A 17,153-nucleotide genomic window follows, 5' to 3' on the forward strand; every position below is an offset into this window, starting at 1 on the left:
AGGCTAAAGCCTAACGTTGGATACCCCTAAAAGAGCTTGTTTCCTTTATCTCGAGGATAAAGGAAGTTCGAATAACGTCAAACCACCCCCAAAAAGCAGGGGCGCAATCTCTACGTTTTTAAGACGCATAGGATGTGCTACGACGTACAGGATTTACTAGTGCGGATGTTGCTCTCGTGACGTAGCGTACTTAATCCGTACCCCTATGCGTTGTGCTCGTGACGTCGCGTTTTTAGCTTGTAAGGGCGCAACTTGCGCTTTTCGTTCGATACAGTGTGTTAATACATTCTTACAGGACCTGTTATTTCTTGTTTTATTAGCCTTCTCGCCTTATCAGGAGAGAGAACACTGTAATAGGCTGCTGTTGCCTTTTCCTCTGCAGCTAGCAGTCCCACAGGATTACGTCCAATAGAAGTAAGCAAGGGAACTTCCATTTGTTTTTTAATTTCATGTAGATACTCTTGACCCATATTGGAAAAACCTAAGATACGTACATAGGGAACATCTTCTTCTAATGCTTGCATTTGCTCGGTTGTGGTATTTGTTAGTAAATGAATAAATAAGCGCTGGATTCTTGTCCATGTATAACGCTTTGTTTTAATGCGATTAATCCAATCATTCATCGATGTCGCTTGTTTAGCTGTTTGCTTGATACGATGCTCTAGACCTTCATTTACACCTTGTATTTGAGCAAGTTCATCTAATGACATGGTTTGTACTCGATAGTGTAATAAAGGAAAATAATGCTCCAATGTATGCCATATTCCTGCATTTTCCTTATACATTAATAATTGTACTTCTGTACTATGTGGAAAAGACTGTAATAACTGTTGAGATAAACCTTTCTCTTTAACGAGTTCTTTACGGATACTTGTTGCACTAGAGATAGGGTTAGAAATAGCGGTATCATGAAAGTCATTATTTATCCGTTTAATTGTTAGGGGTTCAATAGGTAAATTTTGGTCTAGAATTGTTCGTATATAGCTAAACCCTAATATATTATTTGGCTTAGAAATATCAAAGTCATTATTTAAAGCATCAATTTTCTGCTTTGCTTTTTCACTAGAAACTGGGAATGAGAGCCCTTGTTGTAAAAAGCTTTTTAAAGCCTGCTCGTATTCTTTTTCTTTCTCTTTTAAATTTGTATAACTTGTTATAAAATGAGAAATAGAGCCTGACTCACTACCAAAGCAAATACTTGAAGCACCAATATGATTTAATGTTTGTACAGCGCCTTGTGCGAATAATTCACTGCTTTGTACAGCATACATAAATGGTAGCTCTAAGACGATGTCAACACCGGCTTGTAATGCTGCTTTCGTTCGGTGGAATTTATCGATAATGGCTGGTTCTCCTCTTTGTAGAAAGGAACCACTCATAACAGCAATGATACAATCTGCTTTTGATATTTTTTTGGATTCTTGGATATGATATACATGTCCGTTATGGAGAGGATTGTATTCAACGATTACACCACAAGCTTTCACAGTAACAACTCCTAAATATTGATACCGTCATTATAACAAATATTTATTGTAACGTTCACTATGAAAGAGATGATGTTAGAGAATGATTTTTATTATTTGTGAAAAGCTATTATAAGGTTTTAATCTTGCTGTAAATATGGTATGTTATTTAAGGCTTTATCTTTGATTAACAGAAGCTTGCTGACAGAAAATAACACTCTGGTAGATGTCATAGTTTTATAACCAGAAATGTCTTTTCCTCCATAGTAAGCTCGAAAAAAGTTAGATTAGGAAAAAATATTCTTGTAAAGAAAGAACTATTGACAAAAGTCGTTTTTTCTTTTAAAATAACTTCTGTTGCCCTGAGGTGAATTTGATGAAGTTTTCATTAGCTGAAATAAGAAGAAAAACAGAAAATGCTGTTTTCTATTTTGAAAGAGAAGTGGATGCTTCTGAAGTGAAAAAGCTCCATGAAGATATTCGTGATATATCACCAGTCCTTGTAAAAGGGAATTGTGTGGTAGATGGCGATCGTTATATTATTTCTCTGGAAATAAGTGGAGAATTGATACTTCCTTGTGCCAGAACATTGGTAGATGTTCCGTACCCTTTTCATATTAAAGAGGTGGAAGTATTTTCAATTTCTGCAGATGAAGAAGACGATGATGATGCAGAGGAAATTATTTTTCCAATTGAAGGGGAAGTAATTGATTTAGCGCCTAGTATTCATGAAAATATTTTATTAGCTGTTCCATATCGAGTTTTCTCTGATGATCCAGAGGTTCTCAATCAAGCATTAATGCAAGGTAAAGGTTGGGAGCTAACATTGCAGGACGACGAACAGGATGATAAAAAACGAGAAGATGCAGTTGACCCTCGTTTAATGAAATTGCAATCTTTATTAAATAACAAGAAAGATCAATAATCATGTTGATTATATTTTACCCACTTGAAGGAGGTGTAGGGCATGGCAGTACCTAAAAGAAGAACTTCTAAAAAAGTAAAAAGACAACGTCGTACACATGATAAATTAAGCGCATTAAACTTAATCAAATGCTCAAATTGTGGAGAAGCAACTTTACCACACCGTGTTTGTAAAGCATGTGGTCATTATGATGGGAAAGAAGTAGTAAACAACTAATTTTAAAATAAACATTACTTAACCAGGAGAATTTCTCCGAAGGCAAGATAAGATTATTACTAGATTAGTTCGACGCTTTTCTAACATACAATATATAAAAATCGCTCAGATAATTTATCTGAGCGATTTTTATATATGTAGAGGTGATTCCTATTTTAATTCACTTAGCAATAGAATATTGGGAATAGACGTAGAGAAGTTTCACATGTTGTTGTGTGTGATTATACCAAGTATGTGGAGTGGAAGAGTCGATATGAAAGCTGTCTCCAGGCTCCAGAGTTGCCTCCTTGTCCTCAATTAATACAGTTAGTGTACCTTCTAAGACATAGATAAACTCTTGTCCACTATGTGTAGAAGCCCTTACATTCTCTTCGTTTGGTAGTAAAACAACTAACATAGGCTCAAACATGGGATGTTTTACATTTCCGGACAAGCTTTGATATACAAAATTAGAATTATGGAAATTTAAATCATTCTCTTCCTTGCTTCTAAAAATATGTTCAGTTTCCTTATTTTCGGTAAAGAAATAACTCCGACTCACATCTAATGCATCGGATATTTTTGAAAGTGATTGTAAAGTGATAGAGGATTTTGAACGTTCCACTTGAGACAAGAAGCTAGCAGATAAACCTGTTTTCTCTGCTACTTGTTTTAAGGTTAGTCTTCTTTCGATACGTAAGTCTTTAATTAGTTCTCCAATTCGTTGATCCACACCAAATTCTCCTTTAGTTACGAAATATCTCTAATAATTAATATACCACAGAATATATAAATGCATTAAACTTCCTCCTTTCGATCCTTTTGCGAAGGAGAAAACTTAACAATATATAAAAACATTGATTCTACTAATCTAATAACCCACATACATTGATAATAAAAATATTTAGGAGGAATCAAATGAAAAAGCAAAGACAGGATGCTTGGTCAAAAGATGAAGATATGTTACTAGCAGAAATTGTTTTACGTTATATACGTGAAGGAAAAACACAATTAGAAGCATTTAAGCATGTTGCAGAGGAGCTTTCAAGGTCTGCTTCCGCATGTGGTTTTCGTTGGAATGCTACGGTAAGAAAGCAATTTGAACAAGCAATACGGTTAGCAAAAGAAGAACGTAAATTAGGAAAAGGTCATCAAGATAAAAATAGAGTCCAACCGCCTAATCAAGATACGATAGAACAAGCGATAGCTATATTAAAACAATTAAAATCGCATCATGTGGATAAAAATGATGTAGAGGAATCTGTCGTGCGTCTGCAAAATGAAAATAAAGAATTAAAGGCATTATTAGAACGTTATGAAGCAGCATGGATAGAAATGAGAAGACTATGGGAATGGGTAAATCAACCGACAGAGAAAATTTAAATAGTAAAAGTTTCAAAATTAGTAATGGACTATTTATTTTTATAAACTAGGAATCAGTGGGGGAATTTTCCTCCACTGATATTAGCTTGTGAGATAAGAAAGTATAAATTTGCGTAGATTAATGCTTATTCAAAGATAGTGCTGTTTGGCTCCGAGCGCCAAAAATTATGGGCTAAAGCGAAGCTAGTCTATGATAAAGAAAACTTACTGATTGGCAAGACGACAGGCGCAGACAGAAGTATAGTCATACTTTCATCGACTAAGTTCGGTCATGTCACGAGCACCAACGTCGATACTAGCTCGTCGTGTTCACTGTGTGGAAGTCACTATCGGTTTTATTTTATAAGAAAGCCTGACTATAACCAGGCTAAAGCCTAACATCGGATACCCCTAAAGGGGCATGTTTCCTTTATCTCGGGGTAAAGGAAGTTTGACGCATAGGACGTGCTACGACGTAAAGGATGTACTAGTGCGGATGTTGCTCGCGTGTAGTGCGTATTTAATCCGTGTAACTTACGCATTGTGCTCTTGGCATTACGTTCTTAGCCTGTAAAGGAGCGAGTTACACTTTTCGTTCAATATCTTTATTTGGAAATATCAGAGTCAACAAGTGTTTCCCTTTTTCTCCTCTAGCTTGATTTGCTATAATAAAACAAAATAAGCGGTAGGGATGAGAGGCATTGTGAAGATTGGTATTATTGGTGGGGGATCTATCGGTTTATTATTAAGTAGTTTTTTATCAAAGTATCATGAGGTACATCTTTATGTAAGGAGACAGGAGCAAAAGCATAAAATTAATCATGAGGGAATCTTACTTAATCAAAATCAGATGATTTCCAGTGTAAAAGCATTCTTATTAGAAGAGATGATGGAAGAAGATCTTCTTATTGTTTGTGTGAAATCGAATCAACTGAAAGATGTTTTACCCCAGCTTAAGCAGAAAAATGAGCATACGCCTCTATTGTTTTTACAAAATGGTATGGGGCATATTCATTTACTAGATGAATGGGGTACTCAAGTGTTCCTTGGTGTTGTGGAGCATGGTGCACTTCGGCAAAAGGAAAATCATGTTATACATACAGGATTAGGTGCTATAAAAATAGCAGCTTATCCCAAAGAAAATCAATTATTATACCAATTAGTAAATAGTTTACATCAAAGTGATTTCCCTGTTTATGCAAATATAGATTGGAAAGAACTTCTCCAATCAAAGTTAATTATTAATGCTGTCATTAATCCACTGACAGCTATTTTTGAAGTGAAAAATGGGGAACTACTTACAAATGATTATTTACGAAAAATGGCTTATACATTATGTGTAGAATCAACAAAGCTTTTGAAAATGAATAAAGAGGAGCAATGGAAGCGAATTCAGAAAATTGCTTATGCTACAGCTGATAACACTTCCTCTATGCTAGTAGATATTCAAAGCAATCGTTCTACAGAAATAGAATCGATTACAGGTTATTTATTAACTATTGAAGCTATGGAAAAACCATTAACTCAATTTGTTTATCATGCTGTTAAAGCAAAAGAGATGAAAGGATAAAAAATAATTATTATGTTAGATATATTTAGTTACGCATTAGCTTTTTTTATAATCGCTCCATTTATGGTTACAGCGGTCGTCTATTTTATCAGTTTAAAGTTAGGTAAACATCCAGTAAGAGCTTTTCATAAAGCGATTAATTATTCCACGGTCGTTTACATGATCAGTGTGAGCATGATGTTAAAAGCAATATTTGGAAGCTATTATTTAGCTGCTTCACTCACTTTTATTTTATTGATTTTAGTTACCATTGTTATTATTCAGTGGAAGATACATAATGAAATTCTATTCCCTAAAATGATCAAATTATTTTGGCGAGTTAGTTTCTTAATCTATTTTATGTTATATGTCATTTTTAATATCATTGGAATCCTACAGCGAGTTTTCTTTTATTAGATGTTTTTGCAAACAGATTTCATGCATTATGAAAAGCTTTTCTGTACAATATGAATCAATGGAATGAAATTGCTGTAATTAGAGGTCTGGAAAATATCTTTGTCTCAATCTATTTATCTATTTAAAAATCAGTAATTATCACTTCATTATTGAAGAGTTAATTTATATTAAAGGAGCTTATGTCCTATGCGCGTGGAGCCAATTAAACTACATAATACAAGTAACTTAATCAAACAATATAGAGAAAATGATGAAAGCATCATGCAATATTTCGACTACTCACCGTTTCATTCCTATGGACAAAGAGTGAAAGATTTACAAAAACGTTCTTTTCGTAGAGAACAGTTAGCAGAAACTTTACATGCGATGAATGAAGAGTGGGGGGCACCAACATCCACTTTTGAAAATATAGAAAGATTAAAACAGGATAATAGTGTTGTCGTTATTGGAGGACAGCAAGCGGGTCTACTTACTGGTCCGTTATATACCATTAATAAAGTTATATCGATTATTCAATTTGCTAGAAAGCAAGAAGCAGAATTAAATATTCCAGTTATTCCGGTTTTTTGGATTGCTGGAGAAGACCATGATTATGATGAAGTAAATCATGTATACACACAAAATCAGACGAAAATTAAAAAGGTAACACTTGCCCAGCAGGTTGATGAAAAACAACCAGTTTCAAGCATTAAACTAGAAGAAAAACATATGAATAAATGGCTTAATCAACTGTTTACTCAATTAAATGAAACACAGCACACAAAGACATTATATGATGAAATAAAGCGATGTTTGCATGAATCAAAATCTATGGTTGATTTCTTTGCACGAGTGATTTTTCAATTATTTAAAGAAGAAGGACTTGTGTTAATGGATTCTAATGATACTCGTATTCGTTCTTATGAAAGTGAGTATTTTGAATTGATGATTGAAAAACAGCCTGATATTGCAAAGGCAGTATACCAAACCTATCATTCTCTTAAACAATCTGGATATGCGATAGATTTAGAGCCAGAAGAGGATGATGCGCATTTATTTTATTTACATGAAAATGAACGTATTTTACTAAAGCGTGAAACGAAGGATTTATGGGTGGGTAAACAAAATGAAGTAGAATTATCTACAGATGAATTACTTGAAGCTGCTAGAAAATCCCCCTGTTTATTAAGCAATAATGTTGTTACAAGACCAATCATGCAAGAGCTTGTATTTCCAACATTAGCTTTTATTGGAGGAAATGGTGAGATAAGCTATTGGGCTGTTTTGAAAAAAGCATTTCATAGCTTAGACCTGCAAGTGCCACCTGTTTTACCACGACTATCCTTTACATATGTGGATTATGCTCTACAAAAACGATTAGCAAAACTAACAATATCGATGGAGCATGCTATTTTAAATGGTGTAGACGACCTTAAAGTGAATTGGTTAGCGTCTCATGCGAATCCACCAATTGACGCAATTACAGAACAAGTAAAATTAAGTATCGAAAAGTTACATCAACCACTACAAGAAATCGCGGGAGATATACGCGCTGATTTATCAGGATTAGCAAAGAAGAACTTAGCTTATCTACACAAAGAAGTAGATTTTCTAAAACAACAAATGCTTCGTGCGCTTGAGGAAAAGTATGCGAATGAAATTAAAAGTTTTGATATGATTTCAAACCAATTACATCCACTAGGTGTCTTGCAAGAAAGAATATGGAGTCCATTAGAATGGATGAATAATTATGGATTTGAATTTATGAAACCTTTGATTGACGTAGATTGTTCTTTTGAAGAAGAGCATTATGTTGTATATATCTGATCCCCACCATCTACCACAAAAGATAAAAAGAAGGAAAAACAAATAGATTTTTAGCTTGATAGCACCAGAATTGGAGTATTTCCAGTTCTGGTGTTTTCTTGTGTACAAAGTATTTTTAATACCATATTCCTATTTTTAATAAAACTGTGGTGAAAAGTGGGGGGATGTGGTAATATAAAAACATGAAAGTGGGGGTTCTGTATGTTCATGGGTGAATACCAACACAACTTTGATACAAAAGGAAGAATAATTGTTCCAGCAAAGTTTAGAACGGAGCTTGGCGACCGTTTTATTGTTACCCGTGGACTGGATAAATGTTTATTTATCTATCCAATGGATGAATGGGAAGTTATTGAAGGAAAGTTAAAAAAACTCCCGCTTACAAAGAAAGATGCACGAGCATTTACACGATTCTTCTTTTCGGGTGCAGTGGAATGTGAAGTAGATAAACAAGGAAGAATTAATGTTCCTCAATCACTTCGTACATATGCAGCGTTAGATAAAGAATGTGTAGTTATAGGTGTATCAAATAGACTTGAATTATGGGCTAAGGATGCTTGGGAAGATTACTTTGATGATTCTGAGGAATCTTTTGCTGAAATAGCTGAAAACCTAATGGATTTTGATATCTAGTATTAGAATGGGTGGATGTATGTTTAAACATGAGAGTGTTTTAAAAGAAGAAACAATTAAAGGATTAGCAATTAAACCGAATGGAATTTATGTTGATTGTACAGTTGGTGGCGCAGGCCACTCAATTGAAATTGCATCCAGATTATCCGAAGAAGGTCAATTAATAGCTTTTGATCAAGATACTGTTGCACTTGAAGCAGCAAAGACAAAACTCCAACCCTATCTATCACGTACTAGGTTTGTACATTCTAATTTCAGACAGCTACGTGTAGAGTTAGAACGTCTTGAAATTACAGAAGTGGATGGTATTCTTTTTGACTTAGGTGTTTCCTCTCCACAATTAGATCAAGGAGATAGAGGATTCAGTTACCAACATGATGCAAGGTTAGATATGCGAATGAATCAAGAGCAAGCACTTACAGCTTATGAAGTAGTCAATGAGTGGCCATATGAAAGGTTAGTATCCATCTTTTTTTCCTATGGGGAAGAGAAGTTTTCTAAACAAATTGCTCGTAAAATTGAACATTATCGTGCTACAAAAAAAATAGAGACAACACATGAATTAGTAGAAATTATTAAAGAAGCTATACCTGCTCCTGCTAGGCGAAAAGGTGGACATCCAGCGAAGAGAGTATTTCAAGCAATTAGAATAGCAGTAAATGATGAATTAAAGGCATTTGAAGATGCACTGCATCAAGCTGCAGAAATGACTGCAATCAATGGTCGAATTGCTGTAATTACTTTTCACTCCTTGGAAGATCGTATATGTAAACAAGCCTTTAAAAAATGGTGTACTCCATTAGAGACACCGAGAGGTTTACCTATCATTCCGCCAGAGCACGAAGCACCATTTAAATTAATTACGAGAAAACCAATTATAGCTAATGAAAGCGAACTAGAAGATAATCGTCGTTCGCGTTCTGCAAAACTAAGAATTGTAGAAAAGAAACGAAATTGGAATAATGCATTTATGTATGAAGAAGGGTGGAAATAGATTTGAATACCAATCATGCGAGAAGATGGAATGAAAGTGCACCACATAAACAACCTGTTGAAAGAAAAGTAATTCGTGTAAAAAAACAAAGCTGGATTACAAAAGGTGAAAAAATATTATATTCATTGGTTGGGTCCTTATTAGTTGCTTCAAGTCTTTATATGGTTTCTTTCTCTTCAACAACAGATAGTCTAAATCGTGAAATACAAACATTAGAAAGTCAAGTACAGCATCAAAAAATTGAAAATGAAGGTTTAGCCTTTGAAATTAAAGAATTAAGTAAACCAGAGAGAATTACGAAGATAGCGAAAGAGAACGGATTGAAAATTAAAGATGCTGAGGTCAGACAAGCTAAAGTTTTAAACAACTAGTTAGGGTGAACAATCATGAAGAACAATAATAATACCAAATTAATGACAGGTATTCTTATGATTGTGTTTGTTGCAATGTTTATGATTATTGCAGGGCGTTTCATATACATACAAGCTAAGGGAGAAATTGATGGTGTTTCTCTTAAAGAATGGGCAGAAGAGCAAAGAAAATCTTCCTATGTACTTAAAGCAAGTCGAGGGAAAATTTTTGATGCTAAAGGAATGCCGCTTGCTGCAGATCGTTTAACATATCGCATGTACGCTATTATTGATGAGGACTTTTCACGTGGAGCGAAAGAGAAAAAGCATGTGGATGATGTAGAAGGAACAGCGGAAGCACTAGCACCAATCTTAGAAACGGATGAAGCATTTTTAATTGAACAAATCGAAAATGGTAAAGAAAAAGGCAGCTTCCAAGTAGAATTTGGAAAAGTTGGTAGAGAGCTATCGCAAAAAACAAAGGTAGCGATTGAAGAATTGAAATTACCAGGAATTCAATTTGATGAAGAGCCTGTTCGTTATTATCCAAACGGTGTGTTTGCATCACATATTATTGGTTTTGCTCAAAAAAATAATGAAACGGAAGAATTGCATGGCGTAACTGGAATAGAAAAGGATTTAGATGAATTACTAAGTGGGAAAAATGGTGAGGTTAGCTATCAACGAGATTTATATAATAAAAAGCTTCTCGATCCAGATGAAGTAGTTCAAAAGCCTTTAGATGGCCATGATGTATATTTGACTATTGAGCAAAAAATCCAAACATTATTAGACGATGCAATGACAGAGGTTGAAAGTACTTATGAACCTGAGCGAATTACTGCAGTTGTAATGAATGCAAAAACTGGTGAAATTGTGGCAATGAGTAACCGTCCTAGTTACGATCCCAATTATCCAGCAGATGTAGAAAATTGGTATAACGATGTAATATCAAGCCCATTTGAACCAGGTTCTACCGTGAAAATGTTTACTTGGGCTGCGGCAATTGATGCAGGAGTTTATGAAGGTAGTGAGCTTTTTAAATCAGGAAGGTATCAAATAAACCAACGTATCGAACCTATTGGTGACCATAACCAAGGAGAAGGCTGGGGAACAATTAGCTATGATGAAGGCTTCGCACGCTCATCAAATGTTGCTGCTTCCAAGCTCGTATGGGAAGAGCTAGGTCCAGAGAAATTTTTAGAGTATTTAGAGGCATTTGATTTTGATAAGAAAACATCTATTGATTTACCTGGTGAAATTCCTGGAAGAATTCTCTATAATTGGCCATTGGAAAAAATAACAACTTCGTTTGGACAAGGAAGTACAATGACTCCTATTCAGCAAATAAAAGCAGCATCAGCTTTTGCTAATGGTGGGAAAATGTTACAACCATATGTAATCGACAAAATCGTTGATCCAAACACAGGAGAAATTATTGAGGAAAAGGAACCAAAAGTAGTTGGTGAACCGATTTCAGAACAAACAGCAGCAGAGGTTATTGATTTGTTAGATCTAGTTGTAAATTCTGAAGAAGGTACTGGGCAAATGTACCAACTTGATTCTTATTCGGCGATTGGTAAAACTGGAACAGCAGAAATTCCAGATCCAAAAGGAGAAACTGCTTATTTAACAGGGAAAAATAACTATGTTTTTTCTTTCTTAGGAATGGCACCTAAGGATGATCCAGAATTAATCATGCATATCTCAGTGAAGCAGCCAAAATTAGATGATGGTGAATCGGGATCTGCTCCAGTTTCTTATATTTTTAGAAATGTAATGGAGAATGGTCTGCACTATTTAAATATTGAACCAGATCAAGAGGAAAACCAGGAAGCACAAGTTGTAAAATTACCTAATTTAATTAATGAAAATGTAGAACAGGTTTATCAATTACTAACAGAACAAGGTTTACGAGTTTCCATTGTTGGTAAAGGAGAGAGAATACAGGAAGCAAGTGCTAGACAAGGCACAGAACTGCTTATCAATGATCGACTTATCCTGATAACAGAGGAACCGACAATGCCAGATGTAACTGGCTGGTCGTACCGTGAAATTTTACTATTTGCTGAAATGCTTGATATGAAATTAGAAACTATCGGAAATGGTTATGTAGTGAAGCAAAGTGTGGAAGAAGGAATGGAGTTAAAAGAGAATGATTATTTAGCTGTAGAGCTTCTTCCGCCTACAGAAAAACCAAAGCCAGAAGAAGAGAAGAAAGAAGAAAGACAGGAATAAACACATGTAGGAATGCTAGAAAGACAGTGTTCTATTCGACTTTGTAAGCTCATATAGTTGAACAAGCCTTTTATACTTAAAGGAGATGAATTATGAAATTTGTTTCAACGATGATGACGAAAAAGCGAATAGTTACTGTTTTTCTTTTTGGAATTTTACTATTTATTGTGATTGCTCTACGTCTAGCTTATGTACAATTGGTAATGACAGACAGATTGACATCAGAGGCGAATGACTTATGGAGTAGAGATATTTCGTTTGCTGCTAATCGTGGAGATATATTAGATGCACAAGGAAAACCAATAGCGGATAGTACTGCTGCGCTTTCTGTAATGGTAGTTCCTAGTCAAATTGAGGACAAAGAGACAGTCGCACAGGCCTTTATGGATATTTTGAATATGGATTATAAGCAGGCAATTGAATTTATCACAAAGAGGGAATCGATTGTCCGTGTTCAACCACATGGCAGAAAAATATCTACAGAACAGGAAGAAGAATTAAAGAAATTAGATCTTAAAGGAGTTTATCTCGCAAAAGATTCTAAACGCCATTATCCTTATGATAATTATTTATCACATGTATTAGGTTTTACGGGTATTGATAATCAAGGTTTAATGGGGCTAGAGCTTTTTTATGATGAAAAGTTAAGTGGAAAAGAAGGGAAGCTCTCGTATTTTTCAGATGCAAAGGGAAGAAGACTAGAGGAATCAGCAGATTTTTATATGGCAGCAGAAGATGGTTTGCATTTACGCACAACCATTGATTTACGTATTCAAACAATTTTAGAGCGTGAACTAGATATCGCTGAATCAAAGTATAGTCCTGATGGTGCAATTGCGATTGCTTTGAATCCAAATACAGGAGGAATACTGGGGATGAGTTCACGACCTAATTTCCACCCGAATGATTATCAAAAGGTGGACAGTGAGGTATTTAACCGTAACTTGCCAATTTGGAGCACGTTTGAGCCTGGCTCTACTTTTAAGATTATTACACTTGCAGCTGCTTTAGAAGAGCAAGTAGTAGATTTAGAAAATGATAGATATTTTGATACTGGCAGTATTGACGTTGGTGGAACGAAGTTAAGATGCTGGAAGCCAGGTGGACATGGCGATCAATCATTTTTAGAAGTAGTACAGAACTCTTGTAACCCAGGATTTGTTCATTTAGGACAATTGTTAGGCAAGCAGAAACTATTCTCCTATATTGAAAAATTTGGCTTTGGATCTAAGACAGGAATTGATTTATTCGGTGAAGGTACAGGAATTTTATTTAATTTAGAAAATGTGGGTCCGGTAGAGCTTGGTACAACATCTTTTGGTCAAGGTGTATCTGTGACACCTATTCAACAAGTTATGGCAGTAGCGGCAGCCATTAATGGCGGATATTTATACGAACCTTATATTGCTGAAGCTTGGATTGATCCAGAAACGGGTAAAGCAGTAGAGAAAATGGAACCGAAATTAAAAGAAAAAGTTATTTCAGATTCAACCTCTGAAGAGATACGTCATGCATTAGAAACCGTTGTTGCAGAAGGAACTGGTCGACCAGCTTATGTGGACGATTATCGCATTGGAGGAAAAACAGGAACAGCGCAAAAGGTTGGCCCTGATGGACGTTATTTACAAAATAATTATATTGTTTCATTTATCGGAGCTGCTCCCATAGAAAAACCAGAAATTGTTGTCTATGTAGCAATTGATAACCCTAAAAATGTTGTGCAATTTGGTGGAGTTGTTGCCGCACCAATTGTTGGAACAATTATTGAAGATAGTTTACGCGCTTTAGATGTCCCACGAAGCAAAGATGGTGTTCCTAAAAAATATGCATGGCCAGAACAACCAACAATAGAAGTACCTGATTTGATTGGGATGCAGACAAGTGAATTACTTTCCTTTATGGATGATTTAACGGTTGAAACGAGCGGTGAAGGTGATTACATTATTGCTCAGGAACCGAAAGCAGGAATAAAGGTAGAGGAAGGATCTACTATTCGAGTATTTTTAGATGAAAAGGCTCGTTGATTCATGCGTATCTTTGATATAATATTATGGAAGATGTAATTGGTTAGTTATTTTATTTCGCATGAAGTTAGGTAAAAGTAATAAAACATGCATCGCTATCCTAAGGACCTTGGAAGGCGGTGCATGTTAACCAATTTTTTAAATAGGATTCATACACGAGATATAAAGGGTATTGAAGAATATGTTATAAGATAAACAAAATCAATACAAATATAATTGATACAGCAAAGGTAGGTTAAATGTAAAATGAAATTAGATAAATTATTGGAAATACTACCATTCTTTTCCGCAAAAAATCCAATAGAAGATATAGAAATTAACAATGTTGAAATGGATCACCGTAATATCAAAAAAGGGGATCTTTTTGTTTGCATAAAAGGGTTTACAGTTGATGGACATGATTTTATCGAGCCAGCCATTGAAAATGGGGCAAGAGCTATCATTGCTGAAAAAGAAGTAAACACTTCTGTACCAGTAATTGTTGTGTCTGATACAACTAGAGCATTATCTCTTCTAGCAAATCAATTTTATGATTATCCAACAAATAAGCTCCAATTAGTTGGAATCACCGGAACAAATGGTAAAACAACAATTACTTATTTATTAGAGGCAATATTGAATAAGGCCAACCAAAAAACAGGTGTAATCGGCACAATTCAAACCAAAATTGGAACAGATACATATCCAGTAAAAAACACAACTCCTGATTCGCTACAACTGCAAAAGACATTTTATCAAATGGTGCAGGCAAATGTAGATACAGCTATTATGGAGGTTTCTTCTCATGCACTTGATTTGGGAAGAGTATATGGTTGTGATTATGATATCGCTATTTTTACAAATTTATCTCAGGATCATTTGGATTATCATGAGGATATGAAGGATTATTTACGAGCAAAAAGCATGTTGTTTGCACAGCTGGGTAATGGATATGACAAAGCTAAGAAAAAGTTTGCCATCGTTAATGAAGATGACGTACATAGTGCCATTTTAAAGAAAAGTACTGCACAGCCTGTCTTAACTTATGGCTGTAAAAATACTGCGGATATCATGGCAAAAAATATTTCACTGGAAATTACACACACTACTTTTACCCTAGAAACTCCGGTGGGAACAGTGGAAATAAAAACTCCACTTATTGGAATGTTTAATGTGTATAATATGTTAGCAGCAATAGCAGCATCACTTGCTATGAATATTCCATTAGAGACGATTAAAGCAGCATTAGAAAATATTCCTGGTGTAGATGGTCGCTTTGAGCAAGTAAAGGCTGGTCAAGACTATGCAGTCATTGTTGATTATGCACATACACCTGATTCTTTAGAGAATGTACTACAAACAATTACAGAGTTTGTTAAGGGTAAAATTTATGTTGTTGTTGGCTGTGGTGGCGATCGTGATCGTACGAAGCGCCCATTAATGGCTAATATTGCTGTTCAATACGCAGACAAAGCATTGCTTACTTCAGATAATCCGAGAACAGAAGATCCAGAAAGCATTTTAGAAGATATGGTTGCTGGAATCAAAAAAGATAATTATGAAGTAATTGTTCAGCGAAAAGAAGCTATAGCAAGAGCAGTTGAAATTGCATCTGAAGGTGATATTATACTGATTGCTGGTAAAGGTCATGAGACATATCAAGAAATTAATAATGTACGATATGACTTTGACGATCGTATCGTTGCGCATGAAGCCATACGAGCTAAGGAGAATTAAAACATGTTATTAACAACAAAATGGATTGAAAAACATTTACCAAATGAAAAGGGTAATCTTTTCGAGGAAATCATGATTGAGCATGTTACAACAGATAGTCGCTTACAACAGCCGAATGCATTATTTGTTCCCATTGTTGGCGATTTATTTGATGGGCATGACTTCTTAGAGCAGGCAATCGATAATGGAGCTGTTGCTACGCTGTGGAAGAAAGATAAAGAGCTACCAAGCTTTGTTGCAAGGGATTTTCCTGTTTTCTACGTTACAGATACGTTAGAGGGATTACAGTATCTTTCTCATATGTATCGTAAAGAAATAAATCCGATTGTTATTGGGATTACAGGATCAAATGGAAAAACGACGACAAAAGATATTGTTGCTGCTGTTTGTAAGAAGAAATATAAGACACATTATACAGCTGGGAATTTCAATAATCATATCGGTATGCCGTTAACCATATTAAGTATGCCTGAGGATACAGAAGTACTCGTGTTAGAAATGGGTATGAATCATTTTAAAGAGCTTGAATTATTATCTAATCTTGCTGAGCCAGATTATGCAATTATTACTAATATTGGGGAATCACATATAGAATTTTTAGGTTCACGTGATGGTATTACCCAAGCTAAATTAGAAATAATTAGTGGCCTTGCAGAAGAAGGAAAGTTAATTATCGATGGTGATGAGCCATTGCTCCATATACATAATACGTTTAGACGAACATTAACTTGTGGTTTTCAAGTAGAAAATGATGTGGTTATTAGCAATGTTCATGTATCACAAAAGAATACGACATTTGAGCTTTCTGATCAGCAAACTTATGAGATACCTTTAATTGGTAAGCATCATGCTCAAAATGCGTCTTTTGCAGTTTGTCTAGGGAAGTTATTGCAAATTCCTGTCGATCAAATAAAAGAAGGTTTAATGAGTTTAGAATTAACAGCAATGCGTTTCGAATTTTTAACTGGCAAAAATGATGCGGTTATTATTAATGATGCTTACAATGCTTCACCAACATCGCTGAAGGCTTCCATTGAGATTGTTAAACATTTAGACGGTTTCAAAGAGAAGATTTTAGTGCTAGGGGATATTTATGAACTTGGTGATCGTTCAGAAGAAATGCATCGCTCAATTGTTCCTGTGATAGACGAAAAAATTACTGCTGTGTTAACATATGGGAATGATTCTATTTATATTCATAATGCCATCTTAGAACAAAATAAACCTGTAGCATGTATGCATTTTACAGAAAAAGATGCTTTGTTAAATCATTTGGAGCGCTATTTAGTAAAGGATAATTTAATTTTATTTAAAGCATCCAGAGGTTTGGCATTCGAGCATTTGGTAAAAGACGTCTTAGCAAAATAGGGAATTATAAAGAAAAGCGAAAGTTGCGCCCTTACAGGTTAAAAACGTGACGTCACGAGCACAACGTCCTGCTCTATGGAATATGACGGTTATTGCAACAAGGAGGAAGT

At 35.1% G+C, this 17,153-nt stretch carries 15 protein-coding genes; 13 read left to right on the forward strand and 2 right to left on the reverse strand.

The window, feature by feature from the left end:
* Positions 1–278: 278 nt before the first annotated feature.
* A complete protein-coding gene (locus tag AB4Y30_RS06715) occupies positions 279–1,487 on the reverse strand; it encodes a nucleotidyltransferase (RefSeq protein WP_368654717.1) in 1,209 nt (402 codons plus the stop codon).
* 355 nt (positions 1,488–1,842) lie between these two features.
* Between AB4Y30_RS06715 and AB4Y30_RS06720 the strand changes: the two genes are divergently transcribed.
* Together AB4Y30_RS06720 and rpmF are read left to right on the forward strand one after the other, a co-directional pair.
* Entirely contained in the window at positions 1,843–2,391 is a 549-nt protein-coding gene (locus AB4Y30_RS06720) for a DUF177 domain-containing protein (RefSeq protein WP_368654718.1), read from the forward strand.
* Between the two features lie 42 nt (positions 2,392–2,433).
* A complete protein-coding gene (rpmF, locus tag AB4Y30_RS06725) occupies positions 2,434–2,607 on the forward strand; it encodes a 50S ribosomal protein L32 (RefSeq protein WP_368654719.1) in 174 nt (57 codons plus the stop codon).
* A 160-nt stretch (positions 2,608–2,767) separates the two neighbouring features.
* Here rpmF and AB4Y30_RS06730 read toward each other — a convergent pair whose 3' ends face one another.
* Positions 2,768–3,319 (reverse strand): helix-turn-helix domain-containing protein, encoded by a 552-nt coding sequence (locus tag AB4Y30_RS06730; RefSeq protein ID WP_368654720.1) that lies wholly within the window; start codon positions 3,317–3,319, stop codon positions 2,768–2,770.
* Positions 3,320–3,504: 185 nt separating this feature from the next.
* On the opposite strand from AB4Y30_RS06730, the gene AB4Y30_RS06735 reads away from it, so the two are divergent.
* From AB4Y30_RS06735 to murF, 11 genes are all read left to right on the forward strand, one after another.
* Entirely contained in the window at positions 3,505–3,969 is a 465-nt protein-coding gene (locus tag AB4Y30_RS06735; protein ID WP_368654721.1) for an RsfA family transcriptional regulator, read from the forward strand.
* A gap of 682 nt (positions 3,970–4,651) precedes the next feature.
* Positions 4,652–5,518 carry a 2-dehydropantoate 2-reductase gene (locus tag AB4Y30_RS06740; RefSeq protein ID WP_368654722.1) on the forward strand — a complete coding sequence of 289 codons (867 nt, stop codon included), beginning with the start codon at positions 4,652–4,654 and terminating at the stop codon, positions 5,516–5,518.
* A 12-nt stretch (positions 5,519–5,530) separates the two neighbouring features.
* Positions 5,531–5,914 carry a DUF3397 domain-containing protein gene (locus AB4Y30_RS06745; protein ID WP_368654723.1) on the forward strand — a complete coding sequence of 128 codons (384 nt, stop codon included), beginning with the start codon at positions 5,531–5,533 and terminating at the stop codon, positions 5,912–5,914.
* A gap of 186 nt (positions 5,915–6,100) precedes the next feature.
* Complete coding sequence (bshC, locus tag AB4Y30_RS06750) at positions 6,101–7,720, forward strand: bacillithiol biosynthesis cysteine-adding enzyme BshC (protein ID WP_368654724.1); 1,620 nt, start codon at positions 6,101–6,103, stop codon at positions 7,718–7,720.
* 201 nt (positions 7,721–7,921) lie between these two features.
* Positions 7,922–8,353: a division/cell wall cluster transcriptional repressor MraZ gene (gene mraZ, locus AB4Y30_RS06755; protein ID WP_368654725.1), complete on the forward strand. Its 432-nt coding sequence runs from the start codon at positions 7,922–7,924 to the stop codon at positions 8,351–8,353.
* 19 nt (positions 8,354–8,372) lie between these two features.
* A complete protein-coding gene (gene rsmH / locus AB4Y30_RS06760) occupies positions 8,373–9,347 on the forward strand; it encodes a 16S rRNA (cytosine(1402)-N(4))-methyltransferase RsmH (RefSeq protein WP_368654726.1) in 975 nt (324 codons plus the stop codon).
* A gap of 2 nt (positions 9,348–9,349) precedes the next feature.
* Positions 9,350–9,718, forward strand: coding sequence for a cell division protein FtsL (gene ftsL, locus AB4Y30_RS06765; protein WP_368654727.1), 369 nt, complete (start codon positions 9,350–9,352; stop codon positions 9,716–9,718).
* Between the two features lie 15 nt (positions 9,719–9,733).
* Positions 9,734–11,935: a penicillin-binding transpeptidase domain-containing protein gene (locus tag AB4Y30_RS06770; RefSeq protein ID WP_368654728.1), complete on the forward strand. Its 2,202-nt coding sequence runs from the start codon at positions 9,734–9,736 to the stop codon at positions 11,933–11,935.
* A gap of 92 nt (positions 11,936–12,027) precedes the next feature.
* Positions 12,028–13,959: a stage V sporulation protein D gene (locus AB4Y30_RS06775; protein ID WP_368654729.1), complete on the forward strand. Its 1,932-nt coding sequence runs from the start codon at positions 12,028–12,030 to the stop codon at positions 13,957–13,959.
* 246 nt (positions 13,960–14,205) lie between these two features.
* Positions 14,206–15,675, forward strand: a complete 1,470-nt coding sequence (locus tag AB4Y30_RS06780) for a UDP-N-acetylmuramoyl-L-alanyl-D-glutamate--2,6-diaminopimelate ligase (protein ID WP_368654730.1) — start codon at positions 14,206–14,208, stop codon at positions 15,673–15,675.
* Positions 15,676–15,678: 3 nt separating this feature from the next.
* The gene (gene murF, locus AB4Y30_RS06785; protein WP_368654731.1) at positions 15,679–17,043 is read left to right on the forward strand and encodes a UDP-N-acetylmuramoyl-tripeptide--D-alanyl-D-alanine ligase; all 1,365 of its coding nucleotides are present in this window, start codon (positions 15,679–15,681) and stop codon (positions 17,041–17,043) included.
* Positions 17,044–17,153: the final 110 nt, after the last annotated feature.

It is taken from the genome of Ornithinibacillus sp. 4-3, from assembly GCF_040958695.1.
Lineage (GTDB): Bacteria > Bacillota > Bacilli > Bacillales > Amphibacillaceae > CALAMD01.

What these genes read in the sequence shown, in the direction of transcription:
- AB4Y30_RS06720 (WP_368654718.1), top strand. Translation starts at nt 1,843, where the DNA reads ATGAAGTTTTCATTAGCTGAAATAAGAAGAAAAACAGAAAATGCTGTT.
- rpmF (WP_368654719.1), top strand. Translation starts at nt 2,434, where the DNA reads ATGGCAGTACCTAAAAGAAGAACTTCTAAAAAAGTAAAAAGACAACGT.
- AB4Y30_RS06735 (WP_368654721.1), top strand. Translation starts at nt 3,505, where the DNA reads ATGAAAAAGCAAAGACAGGATGCTTGGTCAAAAGATGAAGATATGTTA.
- AB4Y30_RS06745 (WP_368654723.1), top strand. Translation starts at nt 5,531, where the DNA reads ATGTTAGATATATTTAGTTACGCATTAGCTTTTTTTATAATCGCTCCA.
- bshC (WP_368654724.1), top strand. Translation starts at nt 6,101, where the DNA reads ATGCGCGTGGAGCCAATTAAACTACATAATACAAGTAACTTAATCAAA.
- mraZ (WP_368654725.1), top strand. Translation starts at nt 7,922, where the DNA reads ATGTTCATGGGTGAATACCAACACAACTTTGATACAAAAGGAAGAATA.
- rsmH (WP_368654726.1), top strand. Translation starts at nt 8,373, where the DNA reads ATGTTTAAACATGAGAGTGTTTTAAAAGAAGAAACAATTAAAGGATTA.
- AB4Y30_RS06770 (WP_368654728.1), top strand. Translation starts at nt 9,734, where the DNA reads ATGAAGAACAATAATAATACCAAATTAATGACAGGTATTCTTATGATT.
- AB4Y30_RS06775 (WP_368654729.1), top strand. Translation starts at nt 12,028, where the DNA reads ATGAAATTTGTTTCAACGATGATGACGAAAAAGCGAATAGTTACTGTT.
- AB4Y30_RS06780 (WP_368654730.1), top strand. Translation starts at nt 14,206, where the DNA reads ATGAAATTAGATAAATTATTGGAAATACTACCATTCTTTTCCGCAAAA.
- murF (WP_368654731.1), top strand. Translation starts at nt 15,679, where the DNA reads ATGTTATTAACAACAAAATGGATTGAAAAACATTTACCAAATGAAAAG.